The sequence below is a fragment of the Sphaerisporangium melleum genome (genome assembly GCF_014646695.1).
Taxonomy (GTDB): Bacteria; Actinomycetota; Actinomycetes; order Streptosporangiales; family Streptosporangiaceae; genus Sphaerisporangium; species Sphaerisporangium melleum.
This window is the reverse complement of the sequence record NZ_BMNT01000014.1, coordinates 82148-102530: the sequence shown is the minus strand read 5'-3', so window position 1 is coordinate 102530 and position 20383 is coordinate 82148. Positions and strand designations below refer to the sequence as shown.

The 20383-nt window shown below is 71.4% G+C and carries 20 protein-coding genes; 4 read left to right on the top strand and 16 right to left on the bottom strand.

Going from position 1 to position 20383, the window contains the following annotated elements:
* Nucleotides 1-491 precede the first annotated feature (491 nt).
* The 9 genes from IEY93_RS14270 to IEY93_RS14230 form a co-directional block, all read right to left on the bottom strand.
* On the bottom strand, nucleotides 492-857 hold the full coding sequence (locus tag IEY93_RS14270; protein WP_189163525.1) for a metal-sulfur cluster assembly factor: 366 nt from the start codon (nucleotides 855-857) through the stop codon (nucleotides 492-494).
* Between the two features lie 73 nt (nucleotides 858-930).
* On the bottom strand, nucleotides 931-1368 hold the full coding sequence (gene sufU / locus IEY93_RS14265; protein ID WP_189163524.1) for a Fe-S cluster assembly sulfur transfer protein SufU: 438 nt from the start codon (nucleotides 1366-1368) through the stop codon (nucleotides 931-933).
* Nucleotides 1369-1371: 3 nt separating this feature from the next.
* Complete coding sequence (locus tag IEY93_RS14260; protein WP_189163523.1) at nucleotides 1372-2634, bottom strand: cysteine desulfurase; 1263 nt, start codon at nucleotides 2632-2634, stop codon at nucleotides 1372-1374.
* On the bottom strand, nucleotides 2631-3377 hold the full coding sequence (gene sufC / locus IEY93_RS14255; protein WP_189163522.1) for a Fe-S cluster assembly ATPase SufC: 747 nt from the start codon (nucleotides 3375-3377) through the stop codon (nucleotides 2631-2633). The genes IEY93_RS14260 and sufC overlap by 4 nt, the downstream gene beginning before the upstream one ends.
* On the bottom strand, nucleotides 3378-3716 hold the full coding sequence (locus tag IEY93_RS14250) for a non-heme iron oxygenase ferredoxin subunit (protein WP_189163521.1): 339 nt from the start codon (nucleotides 3714-3716) through the stop codon (nucleotides 3378-3380). It abuts the gene before it with no gap.
* The gene (gene sufD / locus IEY93_RS14245) at nucleotides 3713-4834 is read right to left on the bottom strand and encodes a Fe-S cluster assembly protein SufD (protein WP_189163520.1); all 1122 of its coding nucleotides are present in this window, start codon (nucleotides 4832-4834) and stop codon (nucleotides 3713-3715) included. The genes IEY93_RS14250 and sufD overlap by 4 nt, the downstream gene beginning before the upstream one ends.
* 2 nt (nucleotides 4835-4836) lie before the next feature.
* Nucleotides 4837-6249, bottom strand: a complete 1413-nt coding sequence (gene sufB, locus IEY93_RS14240) for a Fe-S cluster assembly protein SufB (RefSeq protein WP_189163519.1) — start codon at nucleotides 6247-6249, stop codon at nucleotides 4837-4839.
* A complete protein-coding gene (locus IEY93_RS14235) occupies nucleotides 6246-7040 on the bottom strand; it encodes a helix-turn-helix transcriptional regulator (RefSeq protein WP_229691123.1) in 795 nt (264 codons plus the stop codon). Before IEY93_RS14235 ends, sufB begins: the two co-directional genes overlap by 4 nt.
* A 170-nt stretch (nucleotides 7041-7210) precedes the next feature.
* Nucleotides 7211-7990 carry a VOC family protein gene (locus IEY93_RS14230; protein WP_189163518.1) on the bottom strand — a complete coding sequence of 260 codons (780 nt, stop codon included), beginning with the start codon at nucleotides 7988-7990 and terminating at the stop codon, nucleotides 7211-7213.
* 224 nt (nucleotides 7991-8214) lie between these two features.
* Between IEY93_RS14230 and IEY93_RS14225 the strand changes: the two genes are divergently transcribed.
* From IEY93_RS14225 to IEY93_RS14215, 3 genes are all read left to right on the top strand, one after another.
* Nucleotides 8215-9129, top strand: a complete 915-nt coding sequence (locus IEY93_RS14225) for an ABC transporter ATP-binding protein (protein WP_189163517.1) — start codon at nucleotides 8215-8217, stop codon at nucleotides 9127-9129.
* Between the two features lie 43 nt (nucleotides 9130-9172).
* The gene (locus IEY93_RS14220; protein WP_189163516.1) at nucleotides 9173-9952 is read left to right on the top strand and encodes an ABC transporter permease; all 780 of its coding nucleotides are present in this window, start codon (nucleotides 9173-9175) and stop codon (nucleotides 9950-9952) included.
* Between the two features lie 321 nt (nucleotides 9953-10273).
* A complete protein-coding gene (locus tag IEY93_RS14215; protein WP_189163515.1) occupies nucleotides 10274-11197 on the top strand; it encodes an EamA family transporter in 924 nt (307 codons plus the stop codon).
* Between the two features lie 21 nt (nucleotides 11198-11218).
* Here IEY93_RS14215 and IEY93_RS14210 read toward each other — a convergent pair whose 3' ends face one another.
* The 6 genes from IEY93_RS14210 to IEY93_RS14185 all read right to left on the bottom strand — a co-directional run bounded on the left by IEY93_RS14210 (nucleotide 11219) and on the right by IEY93_RS14185 (nucleotide 16742).
* The gene (locus IEY93_RS14210) at nucleotides 11219-11896 is read right to left on the bottom strand and encodes a GntR family transcriptional regulator (protein ID WP_229691122.1); all 678 of its coding nucleotides are present in this window, start codon (nucleotides 11894-11896) and stop codon (nucleotides 11219-11221) included.
* A 226-nt stretch (nucleotides 11897-12122) separates the two neighbouring features.
* A complete protein-coding gene (locus IEY93_RS14205; RefSeq protein WP_189163514.1) occupies nucleotides 12123-12842 on the bottom strand; it encodes an ABC transporter ATP-binding protein in 720 nt (239 codons plus the stop codon).
* Complete coding sequence (locus tag IEY93_RS14200) at nucleotides 12829-13674, bottom strand: ABC transporter ATP-binding protein (protein ID WP_189163513.1); 846 nt, start codon at nucleotides 13672-13674, stop codon at nucleotides 12829-12831. The genes IEY93_RS14205 and IEY93_RS14200 overlap by 14 nt, the downstream gene beginning before the upstream one ends.
* Nucleotides 13671-14636: a branched-chain amino acid ABC transporter permease gene (locus tag IEY93_RS14195; RefSeq protein WP_189163512.1), complete on the bottom strand. Its 966-nt coding sequence runs from the start codon at nucleotides 14634-14636 to the stop codon at nucleotides 13671-13673. Before IEY93_RS14195 ends, IEY93_RS14200 begins: the two co-directional genes overlap by 4 nt.
* Nucleotides 14633-15526: a branched-chain amino acid ABC transporter permease gene (locus tag IEY93_RS14190; protein ID WP_189163511.1), complete on the bottom strand. Its 894-nt coding sequence runs from the start codon at nucleotides 15524-15526 to the stop codon at nucleotides 14633-14635. Before IEY93_RS14190 ends, IEY93_RS14195 begins: the two co-directional genes overlap by 4 nt.
* Before the next feature lie 52 nt (nucleotides 15527-15578).
* Nucleotides 15579-16742, bottom strand: coding sequence for a branched-chain amino acid ABC transporter substrate-binding protein (locus IEY93_RS14185; protein WP_189163510.1), 1164 nt, complete (start codon nucleotides 16740-16742; stop codon nucleotides 15579-15581).
* A gap of 463 nt (nucleotides 16743-17205) precedes the next feature.
* Between IEY93_RS14185 and IEY93_RS14180 the strand changes: the two genes are divergently transcribed.
* Nucleotides 17206-18840, top strand: coding sequence for a hypothetical protein (locus tag IEY93_RS14180; RefSeq protein ID WP_189163509.1), 1635 nt, complete (start codon nucleotides 17206-17208; stop codon nucleotides 18838-18840).
* A gap of 119 nt (nucleotides 18841-18959) precedes the next feature.
* Here IEY93_RS14180 and IEY93_RS38125 read toward each other — a convergent pair.
* Nucleotides 18960-20383, bottom strand: a 1424-nt coding sequence (locus IEY93_RS38125; protein ID WP_229691121.1) for a cellulose binding domain-containing protein, incomplete at its 5' end; no start/stop codon positions are given.

Sequence of the window (20383 nt, the reverse complement as noted above, 5' to 3'; positions counted from 1 at the left end):
CCGGATAAGAGTCTAGCCCACTCTGCGGGGTCACGATCACCGGGGGCGTGCTCAGCCGGACGCCACACCGGCGACGCGAGCCGGAAAGGGCGTCGTGGACCAGGGACCACAGGGTCCCGCACCTCGTTGGAGCAGGCGCCGGGCGGTCAACGCCCGCCCGGCCCCCTCCGGCGTACCGGACCGGCCTGGGAGATCAAGGATCCCCACGCGCCGTCGATCGACATGTCGACCCACCGCAACGGCGTGACGGCGTGGCCCGCCGCGGTGACGCGGGCCCCGCGCGCGCGGTCAGCGGCACGGCGGTACCCGGCCGAAGTACGCGTTCACCGTTCCCGCCACGACACCGGGAACGCCGGATCGGCGCGCCGGGACGGCTCCGGCGAGCACGGCCGCCGGGACGAAAACCGTCGTCACGCGCGCACGTCACCGCGGTGGCGTGCCGATCAGGGATCGCAGACCTCGCGGGACGAGCCGGCGCCCAGGCAGGGCGGTCAGACGTTGAAGCCGAGCATGCGCAGCTGCTCGCGGCCCTCATCGGTGATCTTGTCAGGGCCCCACGGGGGCAGCCAGACCCAGTTGATCTTGACGTCGGACACCATGCCTTCCAGTGCCGAGTGCGCCTGCTCCTCGATGACATCGGTGAGCGGGCAGGCGGCGCTGGTCAGCGTCATGTCGAGCGTGGCGACCGGCGGCGCGCCGGGCTCGCCCTCGTCGAGGTTGACCCCGTAGACCAGGCCCAGGTCGACGACGTTGATCCCCAGCTCGGGGTCGACGACGTCCTTGAGCGCCTCGAGGACTTCGTCCAGGTTCGTATCGCCGTCGAACCCGGTCGTCGGGGTCTCCACGGGCTTGCTCACGCCGCCTCCTCGCCACACCACACCGCTGCGGCCCTTCGTCCGGGGCCGCTCGTACCGTCGAACCGCGGGATGCTCACGCCGAGCTCCTCGCCACCGCGTCCTTGTAGGCCATCCAGGCGAGCAGGGCGCACTTCACCCTGGCCGGGAACTTGGCCACTCCCGCGAATGCCACGGCGTCGCCCAGGACGTCCTCGTCGGGCTCCACCTGTCCCCGGCCCTGCATGAGCCGGGTGAACTCCTCCACCACCTCCAGCGAGTGGCCCACGGTCGAACCGGTGGCCAGCTCGTGCAGCACGGAGGCCGCGGCCTGACTGATCGAACAGCCCTGGCCGTCGTAGGAGACGTCCTCCACCTTGCCGCCATCGCCCAGCTTGACCCGCATCGTCACCTCGTCACCACACGTGGGGTTCACGTGGTGCACCTCGGCGTCGTACGGATCGCGCAGGCCACGGCCCTGCGGATGCTTGTAGTGCTCCAGGATCAGCTCCTGGTACAGCGATTCGGCGATCATCTGTTATCCGAACACCTTCTGCACGTGATGGAGGCCCCGGACCAGCGCGTCGATCTCGTCCGTGGTGTTGTACAGATAGAAAGACGCACGGGTGGTCGCCGGTATTCCGAAGCGCAGGTGCAGCGGCCGCGCGCAGTGGTGCCCCACTCGCACCGCCACCCCGAAATTGTCGTCCAATATCTGCCCCACATCATGGGGGTGAATGTCCGGAATGGTGAACGACAGCACGCCGCCGCGATCCTCGGCTGTGGTGGGGCCGATGATGCGCAGGCCCGGGACCTCGGACAACGCCTTCAAACCGTAAACGGTGAGCTCGTGTTCGTGCCGCAGGACCTCGTCCATGCCGACCGCCGTCAGATAATCGACGGCCGCGCCGAGCCCGATCGCCTCCACGATAGGTGGGGTGCCGGCCTCGAATTTGTGGGGTACCGGAGCGAAAGTCGAGTGGTCCATCCAGACCGCTTCGATCATTTCGCCGCCGCCGAGGAACGGCGGCATGGCGGACAACAAATCGTGCCGGCCCCACAGCACGCCGATGCCGGACGGGCCGAGCATCTTGTGCCCGGTGAAGGCGACGAAGTCGGCGCCGAGCGCCGCGACGTCCACCGCGCGGTGCGGCACCGACTGGGAGGCGTCGAGCATCATCAGCGCGCCCACCTGACGGGCCCGGGCGAGGATGCCGTCCACCGGGTTGACCGTGCCGAGGACGTTGGACTGGTGGACCACCGAGACGATCTTGGTGCGCTCGTTGACCAGTTCCTCCAGCCGCGACAGGTCCAGGCGGCCCTCGTCGGTCACCGGGAACCAGCGCAGCGTCGCGCCGGTGCGCTGCGCGAGCAGCTGCCAGGGCACGATGTTGGAGTGGTGCTCCATCTCGGAGATGACGATCTCGTCGCCGGGCCCCATGCGGAAGCGCTCGTCGTCGCAGGTGGGGTTGCCGAAAGAGTACGCCACCAGGTTGAGCGCCTCCGAGGCGTTCTTGGTGAAGATGACCTCGTCACGGCCGGGCGCGCCGATGAAGGCCGCCACCTTGTCCCGCGCGGCCTCGTAGGCCGCGGTCGACTCGGCGCCCAGCGTGTGCAGGGCCCGGCCGACGTTGCTGTAGTGCCGTTCCATCTCCTCGCGCATCGTCGCGATGACCTGCGCGGGTTTCTGGGAGGAGTTGCCCGAGTCGAGGTAGACCAGCGGCCTCCCCCCGGGCAGCTCGCGCGACAGAATCGGGAAGTCCTTCCTGATCCTGTCCACGTCGAACATGCCGTCGGTCATGCGGTCGCCTTCGTGTAACGCTCGTAGCCCTCGGCCTCGAGCTGGTCGGCAAGCTCCGGACCGCCCTCTTCGACGACCCGGCCGCCCGCGAAGACATGGACGAAGTCCGGCTTCACGTAGCGCAGGATGCGGGTGTAGTGGGTGATCAGCAGGACGCCGGTCTCGCCGGAGGCGCCGAACCGGTTGACCCCCTCGGAGACCACGCGCAGGGCGTCGACGTCCAGGCCGGAGTCGGTCTCGTCCAGGATGGCGATCTTCGGCTTGAGCAGCTCGAGCTGGAGGATCTCGTGGCGCTTCTTCTCGCCGCCGGAGAACCCCTCGTTCAGGTTGCGCTGCGCGAAGGCGGGGTCGATGGACAGCGCGTCCATGCCCTCCTTGAGCTCCTTGGTGAACACCCGCAGCTTGGGCGCCTCGCCGCGGACGGCGGTGACCGCGCTGCGCAGGAAGTTCGACACCGAGACGCCGGGCACCTCGACGGGATACTGCATGGCGAGGAACAGCCCGGCGCGGGCGCGCTCGTCCACCGACATCGACAGCACGTCCTCGCCGTCCAGGGTGACCGTGCCGGAGGTGATGGTGTACTTCGGGTGGCCGGCGACGGCGTAGGCGAGCGTCGACTTGCCCGACCCGTTCGGGCCCATGAGGGCGTGGGTCTCGCCGGCGCGGACGGTGAGATTCACGCCGCGGAGGATCTCCTTGTCCTCGACGGCGACGTGCAGGTCACGGATTTCCAGGGTGGACACTTAAGACTCCCCATTTTCAGCATGGTCGGCGCTGTCGAGCGAGACGAGCACGTCGTCGCCGTCCAGCTTCACTCGGTAGACAGGGACGGGCCGGGTGGCCGGCGGGCCGGTCGGCTTGCCGGTGCGCACGTCGAAGCACGACCCGTGCAGCCAGCACTCCAGGGTGCCGTCGTAGACGTCGCCCTCGCTGAGGCGCACCTCGGCGTGCGAGCAGACGTCGTGCAGGGCGAACACCTCGCCGTCCCTGCGGACCAGCGCGACCGGGGTGCCCGCCACCTCGACGCCGGTGACCCCGCCGTCGGGGATGTCGGAGACCGTGCAGACCTTGACGAACGTCATGAGCCGAGCTCCGCCTCCACTGCGCCCAGCACGCGCTCGCGGATCTCGTCCACCTCGATCTTCTGGATCAGCTGGGCGAAGAACCCGCGGATGACCAGGCGGCGCGCCTCGTCGTAGGGGATGCCCCGCGCCTGCAGGTAGAACAGGTGCTCGTCGTCCAGGCGGCCCGAGGCCGACGCGTGACCGGCTCCGGCGACCTCACCGGTGAGGATCTCCAGGTTCGGCACCGAGTCGGCGCGGGCGCCGTCGGTCAGGAGCAGGTTGCGGTTGAGCTCGTAGGTGTCGGTGCCGGTGGCCTCGACCCTGATGATCACGTCGCCGATCCACACGGCGTGCGCGTCGTCGCCCTGCAGCGCGCCGCGGTAGTCGACGTTGCTGCGGCAGTCGGGCACGGTGTGGTCGACCAGCAGGCGGTGCTCGATGTGCTGGCCCGCGTCGGCGAAGTACAGCCCGCTCAGGTCGGCGTCGGCGCCGCGCCCGGTGTAGGACACCGACGGCGACAGCCGCACCAGGTCGCCGCCGAGAGTGACGACGAAGCTCTTGTAGGTGGCGTCCTTGCCCAGGTGGGCGTGGTGCTGGGAGACGTGCACGGCGTCGTCGGCCCAGTCCTGCAGGCTGACGACCTTCAGCGTCGCGCCGTCGCCGACGACGAACTCGACGTTGTCGGCGTACACCGCGCTGCCCTGGTGGTCGAACACCACGACCGCCTCGGCGAGCGGCTCGACGGCCACCACGACGTGGCCGTACACCGCGCCGCCGCCCTCACCGCGCAGGGTGACCACGGTCGGCCTGGTGGTCACGGCCTCCTTGGGCACCGTGATGACGGTGGCCTTCTCGAAGGAGGTGAACGCCTGCGCGCTGACGCGGTCGGCCGGCACGAACGCCCGGCCGATGCGCGGGTCGTCGCGGCCGACGGTCTCCACGGTGACCTCCGGCGCGGCGTCCACGTTGACCACCACGGTGCCCGAGCCGGCGGCGGTGCCGTCGTGCAGGCCGCGCAGGCGGGACAGCGGCGTGAAGCGCCAGTTCTCCTCGCGGCCGGTGGGCACCGGGAAGTCCGCCAGGTCGTGGGAAGCCGTGCCGTGCAGAGTCGACGAAGGCTTGGAGTCCAGGCCCATGGTCAGCCCACCGCTCCTTCCATCTGCAGCTCGATCAGCCGGTTGAGCTCGAGGGCGTACTCCATGGGCAGCTCACGCGCGATCGGCTCGACGAAGCCGCGCACGATCATCGCCATCGCCTCGTCCTCGTTGAGGCCGCGGCTCATCAGATAGAACAGCTGGTCCTCGGAGACCTTGGAGACGGTCGCCTCGTGGCCCATGGAGACGTCGTCCTCGCGGACGTCGACGTAGGGGTAGGTGTCCGACCGGCTGATCTGGTCGATGAGCAGGGCGTCGCACTTGACGGTGGACGCCGAGCCGGCCGCGCCCTCCTCGATCTGGACCAGGCCGCGGTAGGAGGTGCGGCCACCGCCCCGCGCGACCGACTTGGAGACGATCGTGGAGGAGGTCTTGGGCGCCAGGTGCACCATCTTGGCGCCGGCGTCCTGGTGCTGGCCCTCGCCGGCGAAGGCGACGCTCAGCGTCTCGCCCTTGGCGTGCTCGCCCATGAGGTAGACGGCGGGGTACTTCATCGTGACCTTGGAACCGATGTTGCCGTCGATCCACTCCATGGTGGCGCCCTCGTAGGCGACGGCGCGCTTGGTGACCAGGTTGTAGACGTTGTTCGACCAGTTCTGGATGGTCGTGTAACGGCAGCGGGCGTTCTTCTTCACGATGATCTCGACGACCGCGCTGTGCAGCGAGTCGGAGGAGTAGATCGGCGCCGTGCAGCCCTCGACGTAGTGGACGTAGGAGCCCTCGTCGACGATGATCAGCGTCCGCTCGAACTGGCCCATGTTCTCGGTGTTGATCCGGAAGTAGGCCTGCAGCGGGATCTCGACGTGCACGTTCGGCGGCACGTAGATGAACGAGCCGCCCGACCACACCGCGGTGTTCAGCGAGGCGAACTTGTTGTCGCCGACCGGGATGACCGACCCGAAGTACTCCTTGAAGATCTCGGGGTGCTCCTTGAGGCCGGTGTCGGTGTCGAGGAAGATGACGCCCTTCTCCTCGAGGTCCTCACGGATCTTGTGATAGACGACCTCGGACTCGTACTGGGCGGCGACGCCGGCGACGAGGCGCTGCTTCTCCGCCTCGGGGATGCCGAGCTTGTCGTAGGTGTTCTTGATGTCCGCCGGCAGCTCGTCCCAGGAGGCGGCCTGCTTCTCGGTGGAGCGGACGAAGTACTTGATGTTGTCGAAGTCGATGCCGGAGAGGTCGGATCCCCAGTTGGGCATGGGCTTCTTGCCGAACAGGCGCAGGCCCTTCAGCCGGAGGTCGAGCATCCACTCGGGCTCGTTCTTCAGCCCGGAGATGTTGCGCACGACCTCTTCGGACAGGCCGCGGCGCGCGGTGGCGCCGGCCACGTCGGTGTCGGCCCAGCCGAACTTGTAATTCCCGAGGCCTTCAAGCTCCGGGCGGTCGGTGACGGTCACCTTCCGGTCTCCTTGCTCTCGATCGCGTTCCGCGAAGTGCTTATGGTCACGTCGCCGGAGCCGTCTGACGTGTCTACGGTCGCGCTCCGCCGGGGGTTCACGGATTGGTTCCTCTGCTCGGCCAGCGCCGGCGGGCTCACGTGGGTGGTGCACACCCCGTCGCCGTGGGCGATGGTCGCAAGTCGCTGCACGGGCGTGCCGAGCAGCTGCCCGAACGCCTCGGTCTCGGCCTCGCAGAGCTGCGGGAACTCCGCCGCCACGTGCGCGACCGGGCAGTGGTGCTGGCATAGTTGCTCGCCGCCGGACTTGGCCTGGCTGGCCGAGGCGGCATAGCCGTCGAGGGTCAGCGCCTCGGCGAGCACGCGCACCCGCTGGTCGGCGGGCACCTCGCGCATCGCCGGGGACAGCCGCCGTACCAGGCCGCCGACCTGGGATCTGGCGAACTCGGCGACGGCGTCTGCACCGGCGCGCTCGGCCAGGAACCGAAGCGCGTTGCCGGCCAGCCCGTCGTAGGCGTGCACGAACGCGCTGCGCCCGGCGTCGGTGATCACGAACAGCTTGGCGGGCCGCCCGCGCCCTCGCTGACCGCGGGGGCGAGCCGTGCGAGGCTCTATCATGCCTTCGGCGAGCAGCGCGTCCAGGTGCCTGCGCACCGCCGCCGGGGTCAACCCGAGGCGCTCGCCCAGCGCGGCGGCGTTGATCGGGCCGTGTTCCAGGATGAGCCGGGCGACCCGCGCGCGTGTGCCGCGCTCGGTCCCCTTCTCCGCGCTCGTCCCTCCCACGTTTTTCACAACATCAGTGTGCCGTAATTCCTTCCCGGCCCACAACTCGATGTCGCCCCACATTCATGGGGTTCGTCACGCAGGTAAGGCTTACCTAACCTGCACAAACGTTTCCCTGGACCTCCGTCCCGCCTGTCCCCCGGAAGATCATCTCAGCCGTACCGGCCGCCACCCTGCGCTTACCGGCCGGGGTCAGGGGTCAGGACGGCGAAGGCGGCCCCGCACGCGTCGGCGAGCACGGCGTACCGGCCCGCCGGCAGCTCGTGCGGCGCGCGCAGCACGGCGCCGCCGCACCGCGCGGCCTGATCGGCGCCGGCGTCGCAGTCGGTCACGGCGAAGACGGGCAGCCAGTGCGGGGCCTCCGCCCCGGAATACGACTCGCCCAGGGGCAGCAGCCCGGCGATCGGCCGCCCGTCCACCAGCCACTCGTCGCGCGCCCCGCCCCGCCCGCGCGAGGCGCCCCGCGCGCTCCAGCCGAAGACCTCCCGGTAGAAGGTCCTGGCCTCCTCGGGATCCCGGCAGGCGAGCTCGCTGCGGCACAGCGCGACCGGCTCGTCCATCAACTGGGCGCCCTGGTGCCGCACCGGCTCCCAGACCAGGAAGGACGCGCCCTGCGGGTCCTCCAGCACCGCCATGGTGCCCTCGTCCGACACCTGGGCGGGCCCCACCTGGACCCTGCCGCCGGCCTCCTGGACCTTTTCGGCCACCGACACGGCGTCCGCGGTGGCGAAGTAGGTGTTCCAGGCCGACGGCCGGCCGGGGGCGAATGTCGGGCCGATGCCCGCGACGAGCTTGCCGTCCTGGACGAAGCGGCCGTACAGCCCGGTCTCGGCTCCGCTGTCGAACACGGCTCGCCAGCCGAACAACGCCTCGTAGAAGGCCGCCGAGACGGGCAGGTCGGGACTGGCGAGATCCACCCAGCAGGGCACGCCTGGCCTGTAACCGGTACGCGTCGGCATGCCGACCTCCTTGACGGCGGACGTTGCGCGCGCCCCCGCCGCCGCCCGCCTGCTGGTCGCGCGGGCGCGGCAGGGGGCGGGGTCAGCCTCACACGGCGCACGGGCCGACATGTCGGGCGACCTACCCCCTTGGTATGAAGTGCGGCGAAGCTTTACCCGCACCCGGCCGGAGGTCTCCCGGCCGGGTGCGGAGACCGGCCCTCGCGGTCCCTAGACTCGTCCTCATGAACGCCCCAGCGGTCGCGCTCACCGACCTGGTCAAGCGATACGGCCGCACGACCGCGATCGACGGACTGTCCCTCACCGCCGAGCGCGGCGCGGTCACCGCGATCCTCGGCCCCAACGGGGCGGGCAAGACCTCCACCGTGGAGATCTGCGAGGGGTTCCGCCGGGCCGACTCCGGCACCGTGCGCGTCCTCGGCCTGGACCCGGCGCGCGACGGGGCCGCCCTGAAGCCCCGGGTCGGCGTGATGCCGCAGTCCGGCGGCGTGCCGCCCGCGGTCCGCGCCGGGGAGTGGCTGCGCCTGGTGGCCCGCTTCCACGCCCATCCGCTGGACCCCGGCGCGCTGCTGGCCCGGCTCGGCCTGACCGAGCACGCCCGCACGCCCTACCGCCGCCTGTCCGGCGGCCAGCAGCAGCGGCTCTCGCTCGCCGCCGCCGTCATCGGCCGCCCCGAGCTGGTCTTCCTGGACGAGCCCACCGCCGGCCTGGACCCGCAGGCGCGGCACGCCTGCTGGGACGTCATCGCCGAGCTGCGCGCCCGCGGGGTGTCGGCCGTGCTGACCACCCACCACATGGACGAGGCCGAGAAGCTCGCCGACAAGGTCGTCATCATCGACCGGGGCACGGTCGTGGCCGAGGGCAGCCCGCGCTCGCTCACCGGCGCCGAGCGGCAGCTGCGCTTCCGCGCCCGGCCCGGCCTGAACCTCGACGAGCTGCTCAACGCGCTGCCCGCGGGCAGCGCCGCCAAGGAGTCGCCGAGCGGCCACTACGTCATCGAGGGCCACGTCGGGCCCGAGTTGCTCGGCACCGTGACCGCGTGGTGCGCCGCCGAGGGGGTCACCGCCGACGACCTGAGCGTCGAGCGACGCACTCTGGAAGACGTCTTCCTGGAACTGACCGGAAGGGAGCTGCGTTGAGCCCGACCCGCCGCCCGGGCCGTCCCCGCCCACTGACCGGAGGATGGTCCCGGTGACCGCGCCCGCGCTCGACTTCACGCCGGCGCCGGGAGCGGCGCCGCTGCGCCGGATGGTCCTGGCGCAGGCTGCCGCCGAGATCAGGGCCGTGCTGCGCAACGGGGAGCAGCTCCTGCTCACGCTGATCATCCCGGTCCTGGTGCTGGTCGGCTTCTCCGCCATCCCGCTGCTGGAGGTGCCGGGCAGGCGGGTCGACTTCGTCACCCCCGGCGTGCTGGCGCTGGCGATCATGTCGACGGCGTTCACCGGGCAGGCGATCGGCACCGGGTTCGAACGGCGGTACGGGGTGCTCAAGCGGCTCGGCGCCACTCCCCTGTCCCGTTCCGGCCTGATGCTCGCCAAGACACTCGCCGTGGTCGCCGTGGAGGCGCTGCAGGTCGTGGTGATCGCCGCCGTGGCGCTGGCGATGGGGTGGCGGCCGCAGGGCGGTGCGCTGTGGGCGGTGGCGCTGCTCGTGCTCGGCACGGCGGCCTTCAGCGGTCTGGCGCTGCTGATGGCGGGCACCCTGCGCGCCGAGGCGACCCTGGCCGCGGCCAACCTGGTCTACCTGGTGCTGCTCGGGCTGGGCGGGGTGGTGGTGCCGGTGACGGCGTTCCCGCACGCCCTGCGCGCCGTCGTCGAGCTGCTGCCGATCACGGCGCTGACCGAGGGCCTGCGCGCCGTGCTGGCCCACGGAAGCGGCCTTCCGGTGCGCGACCTGCTCGTCCTGCTGGTCTGGGCCGTGCTCTCGCTGGGCCTGGCCTCCCGCTTCTTCCGCTGGGAGTGACCTCTCGGCCCTCGCGCCGGACCACACCACCCGCCGCGAGGCACGCGACAGGCACGCCGCGCCCGGACCGGCAGATGAGGTCGCATGCGGGCACGCCGGCCCGGCATGGCGACCCCGCCCCCGCGCTGCGCCACGGTGCTGTTTTCCGGTACGCGCTCGCACCGTGACGGTGCGCCGCGCCGTCCCGCCCCAGTGGACCATGACACGACGTGGCGGCTTATGCTCTGACGTGCCGGACGGGCCCCCAGGACGGGCCCGTCCGGCCCCACCGCCTACCCCGACCGCACGCCGCCGCGTGCGGAGACACGAGACCGGTTCCCCATGCCCCTCCGCATCCCCGCGCCCGCCCTGTCCTCCCCCACCGGCTCCTATCCTTCCGGCCGCCTGCGGCCCGGCGCCCTCCTGCGGGCGGGTGCCGGCGCGGTTCCCCCGTCCGGGCTGGTGATCCTGGGCATCTTCTCGGTGCAGATCGGCGCGGGCCTGGCCAAGAACCTGTTCGCCACGCTGCCGCCGAGCGCGGTGGTGTTCCTGCGCATCGCGGCCGGCGCGGCCATCCTCACGCTGCTCGCCCGGCCCCGCCTGCGTGGGCTGGGCCGGCGCGACCTGGCCCTCGGGGCGGCCTTCGGCGCGACGCTGGCGGTGATGAACCTGTCCTTCTACGAGGCGCTGGCCCAGTTGCCGATGGGGATCTGCGTGACCATCGAGTTCCTCGGGCCGCTCGGAGTCGCGGTCGCGGCCTCGCGGCGCCGCAGCGACGTGCTGTGGGTGCTGCTCGCCGCCGCCGGCATCGTGCTGCTGGCGCCCTGGGGGCAGGCCGGCGGGCTGCGCTGGGCGGGCATCGGGTTCGCCGCGCTGGCGGGGCTGTGCTGGGCCGGGTACATCGTGCTCTCGGCCGCGGTGGGCGGCCGGATCGCGGGGACGACCGGTCTGTCGATCGCCATGCTGGTCGCGACCGCCCTCACCGCGCCGGTCGGGATCACCACCGGTGGCGCGGACCTGCTGACCCCCGAGCTGCTGCTGCTGGGCGCGGGTGTCGGCCTGCTGTCCTCGGTGATCCCCTACAGCCTGGAGCTGGAGGCCCTGCGCCGCATGCCCAAGCGGGTGTTCGGCATCCTGATGAGCCTGGAACCGGCCGCGGCGGCCCTGGTCGGCCTGGTCGTCCTCGGCGAGATCCTCCACCTGCGCGAGTGGGCCGCCATCGGCTGTGTCGTCATCGCCTCCGCCGGCGCCACCCGAACCTCCTGACCGGAAGCGGCGGCGCCGGGGTCACTCGGGGCGGTCGGCCCAGATGCCGCGGACGTGCTGGATGTGGTGGTCCATGAGGGTGCGGGTCGCCTCGGCGTCGCCACGGGCCAGGGCGGAAAGGATGTCCAGGTGCTCGCGGGCGGAGCCGGCCAGGGTGCCCCGCTGCGACATCGTGCGCAGGCCGTACAGCCGGGCGCGGTAGCGCAGGTCGCGGGCCAGCTCGACCAGGTGGGCGTTGCCGGCCAGGCCCAGCAGGTCCATGTGGAAGCGCAGGTCGGCGTTGACGTAGGCGAGCAGGTCGCCGCGTTCGGCGGCGGCGACCATCTCCTCGGCGACCGGGCGCAGCCGCTCGATGTCCTCCGGCGGGCATGTCCCGGCCAGCCGGGTGACCGTCGGCACCTCCAGCAGCCTGCGGATCTCGGTCAGCTCGTCCAGGTCGCGCTCGGACAGCTCGGTGACCCGGAACCCCTTGTTGCGCACCGCCTCGACCAGCCCTTCCTTGGCCAGGTCGAGCATCGCCTCGCGCACCGGGGTGGCCGACACCCCGAACTGCGCGGCCAGCACCGGGGCGGAGTACACCACGCCGGGGCGCATCTCGGCGGCGACGAGCGCGTCGCGCAACGCCTGGGCGACCTGCTCGCGCAGGCTCTGCCGCCCCGTCATGACGGGCAGGCGCGGCCCGCCGCCGTCCTCGCTCACGCCCTGCCTCCCCGCTCGCCCCAGCCCGCCCGGACACTCGGGCCGGACGCGCCCGCCCGGTCGTCCCGCTCGGACCCGCTCGCCATGCCGGCATCACTCCCCATGCTCGTCGGCCCGCCCACGCCACGCGGGCGGCGGCCGCCACGACCAGATCCTCCCAGGCCACGCGGACCCCTCCGACCGCGAGCGGCGCCGGGCCCGGCCACCGCGCCGATGCGCCTGCCCGTCACGGCCGTGCTCCTCCCAGGTAGGCCTCGACGACACGGGGGTCGCCGGCCAGTTCGGCGGCCGGCCCGCCGAGCGCGCACCGCCCGTCCTCGATCACGTAGCCGCGGTGGGCGATCTTCAGTGCGGCCTTGGCGTTCTGCTCGACCAGCAGCACCGTGACGCCCTCGGCGTTGATCCGGCGGATCAGATCCATCACCGAGGCGACCACGAGCGGGGCGAGGCCCATCGACGGCTCGTCGAGCAGCAGCAGCCGCGGCCCGGAGACCAGCGCGCGGCCGATGGCGAGCATCTGCTGCTCGCCGCCCGAGAGCGTGCCGCCCTGCTGGGTGCGCCGCTCGGCCAGGCGCGGCAGCAGCGCGTACACCCGCTCGACCCGGCGGCGCAGCTCCGCCTGGTCGCGCACCAGGTGGCCGCCGAGCTGGAGGTTCTCGTGCACGGTGAGGGTGCTGAACACGCGGCGGCCCTCGGGCACGTGCACGAGCCCGGCGCGGACGATGGCCTCGGGCCGGGCCCGGGTGATGTCCCGCCCCATGAAGACGACCGTGCCGGCGGACGGCCGGACCAGGCCCGAGACGGCCGACAGGGTGGTGGTCTTGCCGGCGCCGTTGTTGCCGAGCAGCGCGACGACCTCGCCTTCCCCGACGGTGAGCGTCAGGCCGCGCAGGGCGTGGACGCCGCCGTAGTGGACGTCCAGCCCGTCGATCTCAAGCGCCGCCATCACGGCCTCCTCCCGTCCGCCCGGCGTCACCGTCGCCCGGGGGTTGTCGTACCCCGGGGGTGTGGTCATCGTCCTCGTCGCGGCCCAGGTACGCCTCGATGACGGCGGGGTCGCGGCGGACGTCCTCGGGGCGGCCGTCGGCGATCTCGCGGCCGAAGTTGAGCACGACCACGCGCTCGGACACCTCCATGACCAGCCCCATGTCGTGCTCGATCAGCACGATCGCCACACCGAGGTCCCGGATCCGGCGGATCAGGCCGAGCATCTCGGCCTTCTCGCCCCGGTTGAGCCCGGCCGCGGGCTCGTCGAGCAGCAGCAGCCGCGGCCGGCGGGCCAGCGCGCGGGCGATCTCGACCCGGCGCTGCTCGCCGTAGGACAGGTGGCGCGCCTGGCCGTACCGGTCGCCGCGCAGCCCGGTGAAGTCGAGCCAGCGATGGGCCTCCTCGGTGGCCTCCCGCTCGGTGCGGCGGTAGCGGGGGGTGTGCAGTAGCGCGTCGAGGAAGTTCTGCCGCAGCCACAGGTGCGTACCGGCCCGCACGTTGTCCAGCACCGACATCTCACCGAACAGCCGCAGGTTCTGGAACGTCCGGGCCACGCCCAGGGCCGCGACGCGGGAGGGCCGCAGGCCCGTGACGTCCCGCCCGGCCACCATCACACGCCCGGCCGTGGGCGTGTAGAAGCCGGTGACACAGTTGAACGCGGAGGTCTTCCCCGCGCCGTTGGGCCCGATCACCGAGACGATCTCGGCCTCACCCACCGTGAACGACAGGCCGTCGATGGCCGGCAGGCCGCCGAACGACAGCCGCAGCCCTTCGACCGACAGCAGCGTCATGGGGCCGCCTCCCTGGACCGGTGCGGCCACAGCCCCTGCGGGCGGACCAGCATGACCACGATGAGCAGCACCCCGAAGGCGAAGAACTGGTAGTCGGCGAGGTCGCGCAGCACCTCGGGCAGCAGGCTGATCACGATGGCGCCGGCGACGACGCCCGGCGTCGAGCCCATGCCGCCCAGCACGACGGCCATCAGCACCAGGGCCGAGCGCAGGAAGGTGAAACTGCCTGGGGAGATGGCCGACAGCTGCGCGGCGAACAGCACGCCGGCCAGCCCGCCCCAGACCGCGCCGGCGACATAGGCGGCCAGCTTCACCCGGTAGGTGTGCACGCCCATCGCCTCGGCGGCGTCCTCGTCCTCCCGGACGAACCGCCAGGCGCGGCCGAGGCGGGAGCGGCCGAGCCGGGAGGCGCCTGCCACGGCCAGCGAGACGACCACGACGGTGAGGTAGTAGAAGGCCACGGGGCCGTCGACCAGGCCGGGGATGCCGTAGATGCCGGACGGGCCGCCGGTGACCGAAAGGTTGCCGGCGGTGATCCGGATGATCTCGCCGAAGCCGAGGGTCACGATGGCCAGGTAGTCGCTGCGCAGCCGCAGAGTGGGAGCGCCGATCACCACGCCGGCGACCACGGTGACCGCGATCACGGCGGGAACGGTCGCCAGGAGCGGCAGGCCGAACCGCGTGCTGAGCACGCCCGCGGTGTAGGCGCCGGCGGCGAAGAAGGCCACATATCCCAGATCGAGCAGGCCGCAGAAGCCGACGACGATGTTCAGCCCGGAGGCGAGCATGACGAAGACGGCCGCGCTGGTCATGATCGACAAGGCGTACGGGGTGGCGATGACGAACGGGGCGAGCAGGGCGGCGGCCAGGCCCGTCAGCCCCGCCCACCCGCTGTCCAGCAGCCGGGAGACCGCGCGGCCGAGCCGGGTGCCGGGCCCGCGCGTCCTGGCTCCGGCGCTCACACCCGCTCCGTCACGCGCTCGCCGAGCAGCCCGGTCGGCCGCACGGTCAGGAACAGGATGAGCACGCCGAAGGCGAAGACGTCGCGCCACTGGCCGCCGAGCCACCAGGTGCCGAACGACTCCAGCAGGCCGAGCAGCAGGCCGCCGAGCATGGTGCCCGGGATGTTGCCGATGCCGCCGATGACCGCGGCGGTGAACGCCTTCAGGCCGATGAGGAATCCCATCAGGAAGTCGATCTTGCCGTAGTACGCGCCCGCCATCACTCCGGCGGCGCCCGCGAGCGCCGAGCCGAGGAAGAAGGTGCGCGAGATGACCGCGTCGACGTTGATGCCCATCAGCGCGCTGGTGCGCGGGTCCAGGGCGATGGCGCGCATCGCCCGGCCCTCGCGGGTGCGGGTGACCAGCAGGTTCAGCCCGGTCATCAGGAGCACGGCGACGACGACGAGCGCGATCTGCTGCACCGTGATCCGGGCGCCGAGCACCTCGGCCGCGCTGCCGCCGAGCCGCACCGGGTAGACCCGGGGCTCGGCCCCCGCGACCGCCCGCATGCCGTACTCCAGGGCGAACGAGGCGCCGACCGCGGTGATGAGCAGCGACAGCCGGGGGGCGGCGCGCAGCGGGCGGTAGGCGACGCGTTCGAGGGCCACACCGGCCAGACCGGTGACGGCCATGGTGACGACGAGCACGCCGAGCAGCGCGGGCAGCGCCATGCCGGGCGGGACGCCGCCCGCCGCGCCGAGGACCGCGAAGCCGGTGAAGGCGCCGAGCATGTACAGGTCGCCGTGCGCGAAGTTGAGCAGCTTCATGACCCCGTAGACCATGGTGTAGCCGAGCGCCACCAGCGCGTAGAACGAGCCGACGAACAGGCCGTTCCAGATCAGCTGTGACATGGCGGCCTTTCTCCGGGGGCGGCGGCCGGCGCGGGGTGCGGGGCGCGTGCGGTCACTTGAGCGCGTCCTGGAGGACGAACCTGCCGGACCTGATGACCAGGATCTGGAAGCCGCCTGCCGACAGGGTGTGGTCGGCGGTGAACTTCAGCGGGCCGGAGAACATCGGGAAGCCGTTGATCGCCTCCAGTGCCGCGATCACCTTGGTGCCGTCGGTGGACCCGGCGTTCTTCAGCGCTTCGGCGGCCAGCCGGACGGCGTCGTAGGACTGGTTGGAGTAGGGGCCGGGGGGCGAGCCGAACTTCTTGGTGTAGGCCTCGATCCAGTTCCCGGCGCCCTGCAGGGTCTCCGGAGTCTGCGTCATCGTGGCGTACACGCCCTCGGCGGCCTCCGGCCCGGCGATCTCGGCGAGCTTGCCGGAGACCGAGCCGTCGCCCACCATGATCGCGTCCTTGTACCCCGCCTGACGGAGTTGCCGGGTGATCAGCCCGCCCTCCTGGAAATAGCCGGTCCAGTAGACGAAGTCCGGCTTCGCGCCCAGGACGTTGGTGATGTTGGCGCTGTAGTCGCTCTCCTTGGGGGTGACCGCCTCCAGGATCGCGGTCTCCGGCCCGCCGGGCTCGTCCAGGAGCTTCTTGGTGCGGACGGCGATGTCCTTGGAGTAGCTGGTGTTGTCGTGCATCAGGGCGACCTTCGTGGCGCCCTGCTTGGTGATCCAGGCCATGGCGGCGGCCGCCTGCTGGGTGCCGGTGCCGTTGATCAGGAAGACGTGGCCGAGGTGCTGGTCGACCAGTTCCTGGGAGTTCGCGGCCGGGATGATCATGGGAATGCCGGCCTTGCCGAAGACCGGCAGGGTGGGCAGCGTGGCGCCCGAGCAGTAGCCGCCGACCGAGACCACCACGCCCTCGGTGACCAGTTTGCCGGCGCCCGCCACGGCCGTCTGGGCGTCGCAGGCGTCGTCGGCGACCTTCAGCTCCAGCTTCCGGCCGAGGACGCCGCCCTTGCCGTTGATCTCGTCCACCGCGAACTGCGCCGCGTTGCGCATGTACGGGCCGACGGCCGCCTCGCTGCCCGACTGGGGGACGAGCATCCCGAGGGCGATCGGCCCCTGGTCACCGCCCTCCTGACCGCCACCGAGGAGCCCCTGGCCGCATCCGGCCGTCAGTATGGTCACGGCCGCCGCGAGCGACCAGATCGTGGCTAAGCGCGATTCGCCCATCGTGAATCTCCCTGAGAACGCACGCCGGCATGGTGTGTGACATCGCATCCGCCGCCACAAGCGATCGTCAAGGGTCCGAGACCAGACCGTTGCAAGCCTGGTAGGACCGGCTCGCATCCCTCGTCACGCTTCATGCGAAGCGGTGAGCGCGGCGGGGCAGGGGCGCGGCTCCCGGCGGAGATCGGCGGCGACGGGCGGTGGCCGTCCGGGACGACATGGCGCCACGGTCCCCCCTGCGGTGCAGGTGGTTCAGCGGCTCCGTCCCTTCCGCCCCATGGATCGTTGATCGTTCGTTATGCACATGCCCCATTTCGTGCCGGAAATGGTGAGGTAGTTTCCATTTTGATCACATCGTGATCTCGGTCCGCATCAGCGGTTCCCGGCGTTCCGGGAGCATGACTCCGGCCAACGGAAATCGCCGGACGCGAGACCGGACGGGGCGATCGTCACGGGGAGAATTCCGATGAGATTCCGCTTACCACTGCCGTCCCTTCTGCGTGCGGCGCCGCCCTCGGCGATGACGGCGCTCGCTCTGATCGCCACCATGCTGCTCGCCGCGCCGGGCACCGCCGCGGCGGCGGACTCGAGGCCGGGGACGAAGCTCGACTGGACGTACGTGTCGTCCCGGCATCCGTCGAAGTCGTACTGGGACACTCCGGACGACGCCCCGGTGGGCAGAGGAGCGAGGGGGACGGGCAGGTTCCGGGCCTTCTTCCAGATGGACACCTCCACGGTCATCGGCACGCACATCCTGCGAGCCACTTTTCAGGCGTACCAGCACAGCGGGCCCTGCGAACCCGGAGTCGAGCTGTGGGTGACCGGCGAGATCGGCTCGAACACCACCTGGCTGCGACAGCCGCGATGGCTGCGGAAACTCGACGCCGCGACCGCCTCCGACGAGTTCGGCGCCTGTATGGTCGGCTGGCCGACCACCGGCGTCGTCGCCGAGGCGGCCGCGCGTGGCGACCGGTACGTCACCTTCGGTCTGCGTGCCACCGACGAGCGCACCCTGAACCGGCTGCACGTCTTCGAGACCGACGTCGCCACCCACCCCTATTTCGGCCAAGTCGTCAGCCCTTACCTCTACACCCAATACAACACGGCACCGGATGTGCCTTCCGAGCTGGGGCTCGGCTCGGCGGACGACGGCTGTGACACCGTGAACACCGGCGAGCACGTCTACAGCTCGACGACGACTCCGGCGCTCAGCGCCAGGTTCACCGACCCCGACGTGGACCGGCAGCAGATGCGGGGACGGTTCCAGTGGGCGGAGCCCGGCGGCGAGACGCTCGGCGAAATGGTCACCGATTTCCAGTACGTGGATTCCCGGCAATGTGTCCGGGTGCCCGCCGACGAGCTGGCCGACGGGAAGACCTACCTGTGGCGTGTGCGCGCCGAAGACCAGTACCAAGTACCCGGCACCTTGGAACTCGGAAGCGACACGGGGGAATGGAGCCCGTGGCGGGAGTTCACGGTCGACGTCACGGCCCCGGAGCGTCCGGAGGTGTCGTCGGCCGTCTTCCCCGAGAAGCAGACGGGCGGCCGCATAGGAAGCCCCGGGGAGTTGGTCTTCTCCCCCGGCGGATCCACGGACGTCATCGAGTACGAGTACTCGTTCTTCCCCTCCGGGGACTGGGGCACCGTGGCGGCACGGGCCGATGGAACGGCGGCCGTGACGATGACCTTCACGTTGCCCGCTCGGTACACACTGACGGTGACGAGCATCGATCGCGCCGGCCATCGGAGCCCTGACCGGACCTACGAGTTCACCGTCGGGCGGAACCCGTCGCCCGCCGTGTCCTCGGCGGACTACCCGGAGGGGCGGTACTCCGGCGGTTCCGGGGTCCCGGGGAGGTTCACCTTCACCCTCAACGGCGCACAGGACGTCGTCGCCTACCGCTACCGCCTGAACACCGGTGCCTTCACGGAAGTGCCGGCCGGCGACGAGGGAACAGCCGAGGTCACCGTGACACCCGGCGTGGCCGGGCTGAACAGCCTTGTCGTCACCAGCGTGGACGGCTCCGGCTACGCGAGCTACAGCCGTACCTACACCTTCTACGCAGGTCCGGCTCCCGTCTCAAGCACCTCTGAGCAGTAGCCGACAGGGACAGGCCCCGTGCGAGAACAGGTCATGGGCCGCGTTCTCGCAGCTCAGGGCCTGCGCGCTCGGCCGGCATGTGATACGGCCGGCCGCGGTGGTCGTGCGGAGAACGGAGGCTAGGCCGGCGGGGTCCGGGTGCAGGTGAGCGTGGGCGAGGCGGCGGTGCCGCTCGCCAGGAAGCCGAACGTGGTGGAGGCGCCGGGAGCGAGCGTCCCGTTGTAGTTCTCGTTCGTGATCGTGTAGGGGCCGGTGGTGCCGTCGGTGCGGCCGCCCCAGATCTGCGTGATCTGCCGGCCGCCCGGGAAGGTGAGTGTCACCGTCCACCCCGTGGTCGCGGTGCCGCCGGTGTTGGTCACGGTCACCTGTCCCTGGAACGCCCCCGGCCAGTCGCCGGCCTGGCTGTACACGGCGGTGCACGCGCCGCTGGGCGAGGGCGTCGGGCAGGCCGGGGTCATGACGGTGATGGGCGAGGTGAAGGGTGAGGTGTTCCCGGCGGCGTCCCGGGCCCGGATCTGGTACCGGAAGCCCCCCACGCCGGTCTGCGTGAACGACGTGGTCGTCGAGGTACCGACGGAGGAGAACGTGCCACCGGTGGTGCCGGACGCCCGCCAGATCTCGTACCCGGTGACCGCGACGTTGTCGGCCGACGCGGCCCAGCTCAGCGTCACCGAGCCGCAGGTGACGGTCGCGGTCGGTGTGCCCGGCGTGGTGGGCGGCTGGGTGTCCGGCGGCGGGCTGGTCGGGCACGGCGGCGGCACGGCGGTGACCGGCGCGGTGAAGGCGGAGGTGTTGCCTGCGGCGTCGCGCGCGCGTACCTGGTACTGGAACAGCCCGTTGAAGGGCTCGCTGAAGGAGGTGGCCGTGGTCGTACCGGCAGGGGTGAACGTGCCGCCGTTGGAGGCGTGGTAGATGTCGTAGCCGGTGACTCCGACGTTGTCGGTCGAGGCGGTCCAGCGCAGCGTCACCGTCAAGGTGCAGCTCACGGTGACCGCCAGCCCGGAGGGGACCGTCGGCGGAGTGGTGTCGGCGGGCGGGGTGCCGCCGCCGAGGATGGCGGTCAGCGCCGGGTACCAGCGGTCGGACATCTTCTGGAAGCCGGAGTCGTCCGGGTGCACCCCGTCGCCGATCGTGTCGGCCACGGGGTCGAAGCCGGTGAACTGGTCGACCACCGTGATCGGCGACTGGGCCGTGGTCTTAGCCGCCGCCCAGCCGGGGATGGCGTTGTTGAGCGCGGCCACGCCCGGCGGGCACCAGGTGCAGCCGGCCGGTTCCATCGGAATGATCTTCGCGAGGATGATCTTCATGTTCGGGTTGGCGGCACGCATCTGGTCGACGAGTGTGCCGTACGCGGCGAGGATAGAGGTGGCCGGGGTGTTGGCCCAGATGTCGTTGGTGCCCAGGTGCATGAGCACGACGTCCGGCCGCGTGGCGGCGAGCCACGGTGGAAGCTGGTTCTGGTTCGCGATGCCGGTGGCCTGGAACCCCCCGTGCCCCTCGTTGTCTCCGTCGTGCGCCACCGAGCAACCGCCGCCCGGCAGGG

Bases quoted from the DNA above. Each gene is read 5' to 3' on its own strand.
- sufU (WP_189163524.1), bottom strand. From the start codon at position 1,368: ATGATCGCCGAATCGCTGTACCAGGAGCTGATCCTGGAGCACTACAAG.
- IEY93_RS14260 (WP_189163523.1), bottom strand. From the start codon at position 2,634: ATGACCGACGGCATGTTCGACGTGGACAGGATCAGGAAGGACTTCCCG.
- IEY93_RS14250 (WP_189163521.1), bottom strand. From the start codon at position 3,716: ATGACGTTCGTCAAGGTCTGCACGGTCTCCGACATCCCCGACGGCGGG.
- sufD (WP_189163520.1), bottom strand. From the start codon at position 4,834: ATGGGCCTGGACTCCAAGCCTTCGTCGACTCTGCACGGCACGGCTTCC.
- IEY93_RS14230 (WP_189163518.1), bottom strand. From the start codon at position 7,990: ATGCCGACGCGTACCGGTTACAGGCCAGGCGTGCCCTGCTGGGTGGAT.
- IEY93_RS14225 (WP_189163517.1), top strand. From the start codon at position 8,215: ATGAACGCCCCAGCGGTCGCGCTCACCGACCTGGTCAAGCGATACGGC.
- IEY93_RS14220 (WP_189163516.1), top strand. From the start codon at position 9,173: ATGGTCCCGGTGACCGCGCCCGCGCTCGACTTCACGCCGGCGCCGGGA.
- IEY93_RS14215 (WP_189163515.1), top strand. From the start codon at position 10,274: ATGCCCCTCCGCATCCCCGCGCCCGCCCTGTCCTCCCCCACCGGCTCC.
- IEY93_RS14205 (WP_189163514.1), bottom strand. From the start codon at position 12,842: ATGGCGGCGCTTGAGATCGACGGGCTGGACGTCCACTACGGCGGCGTC.
- IEY93_RS14200 (WP_189163513.1), bottom strand. From the start codon at position 13,674: ATGACGCTGCTGTCGGTCGAAGGGCTGCGGCTGTCGTTCGGCGGCCTG.
- IEY93_RS14190 (WP_189163511.1), bottom strand. From the start codon at position 15,526: ATGTCACAGCTGATCTGGAACGGCCTGTTCGTCGGCTCGTTCTACGCG.
- IEY93_RS14185 (WP_189163510.1), bottom strand. From the start codon at position 16,742: ATGGGCGAATCGCGCTTAGCCACGATCTGGTCGCTCGCGGCGGCCGTG.
- IEY93_RS14180 (WP_189163509.1), top strand. From the start codon at position 17,206: ATGAGATTCCGCTTACCACTGCCGTCCCTTCTGCGTGCGGCGCCGCCC.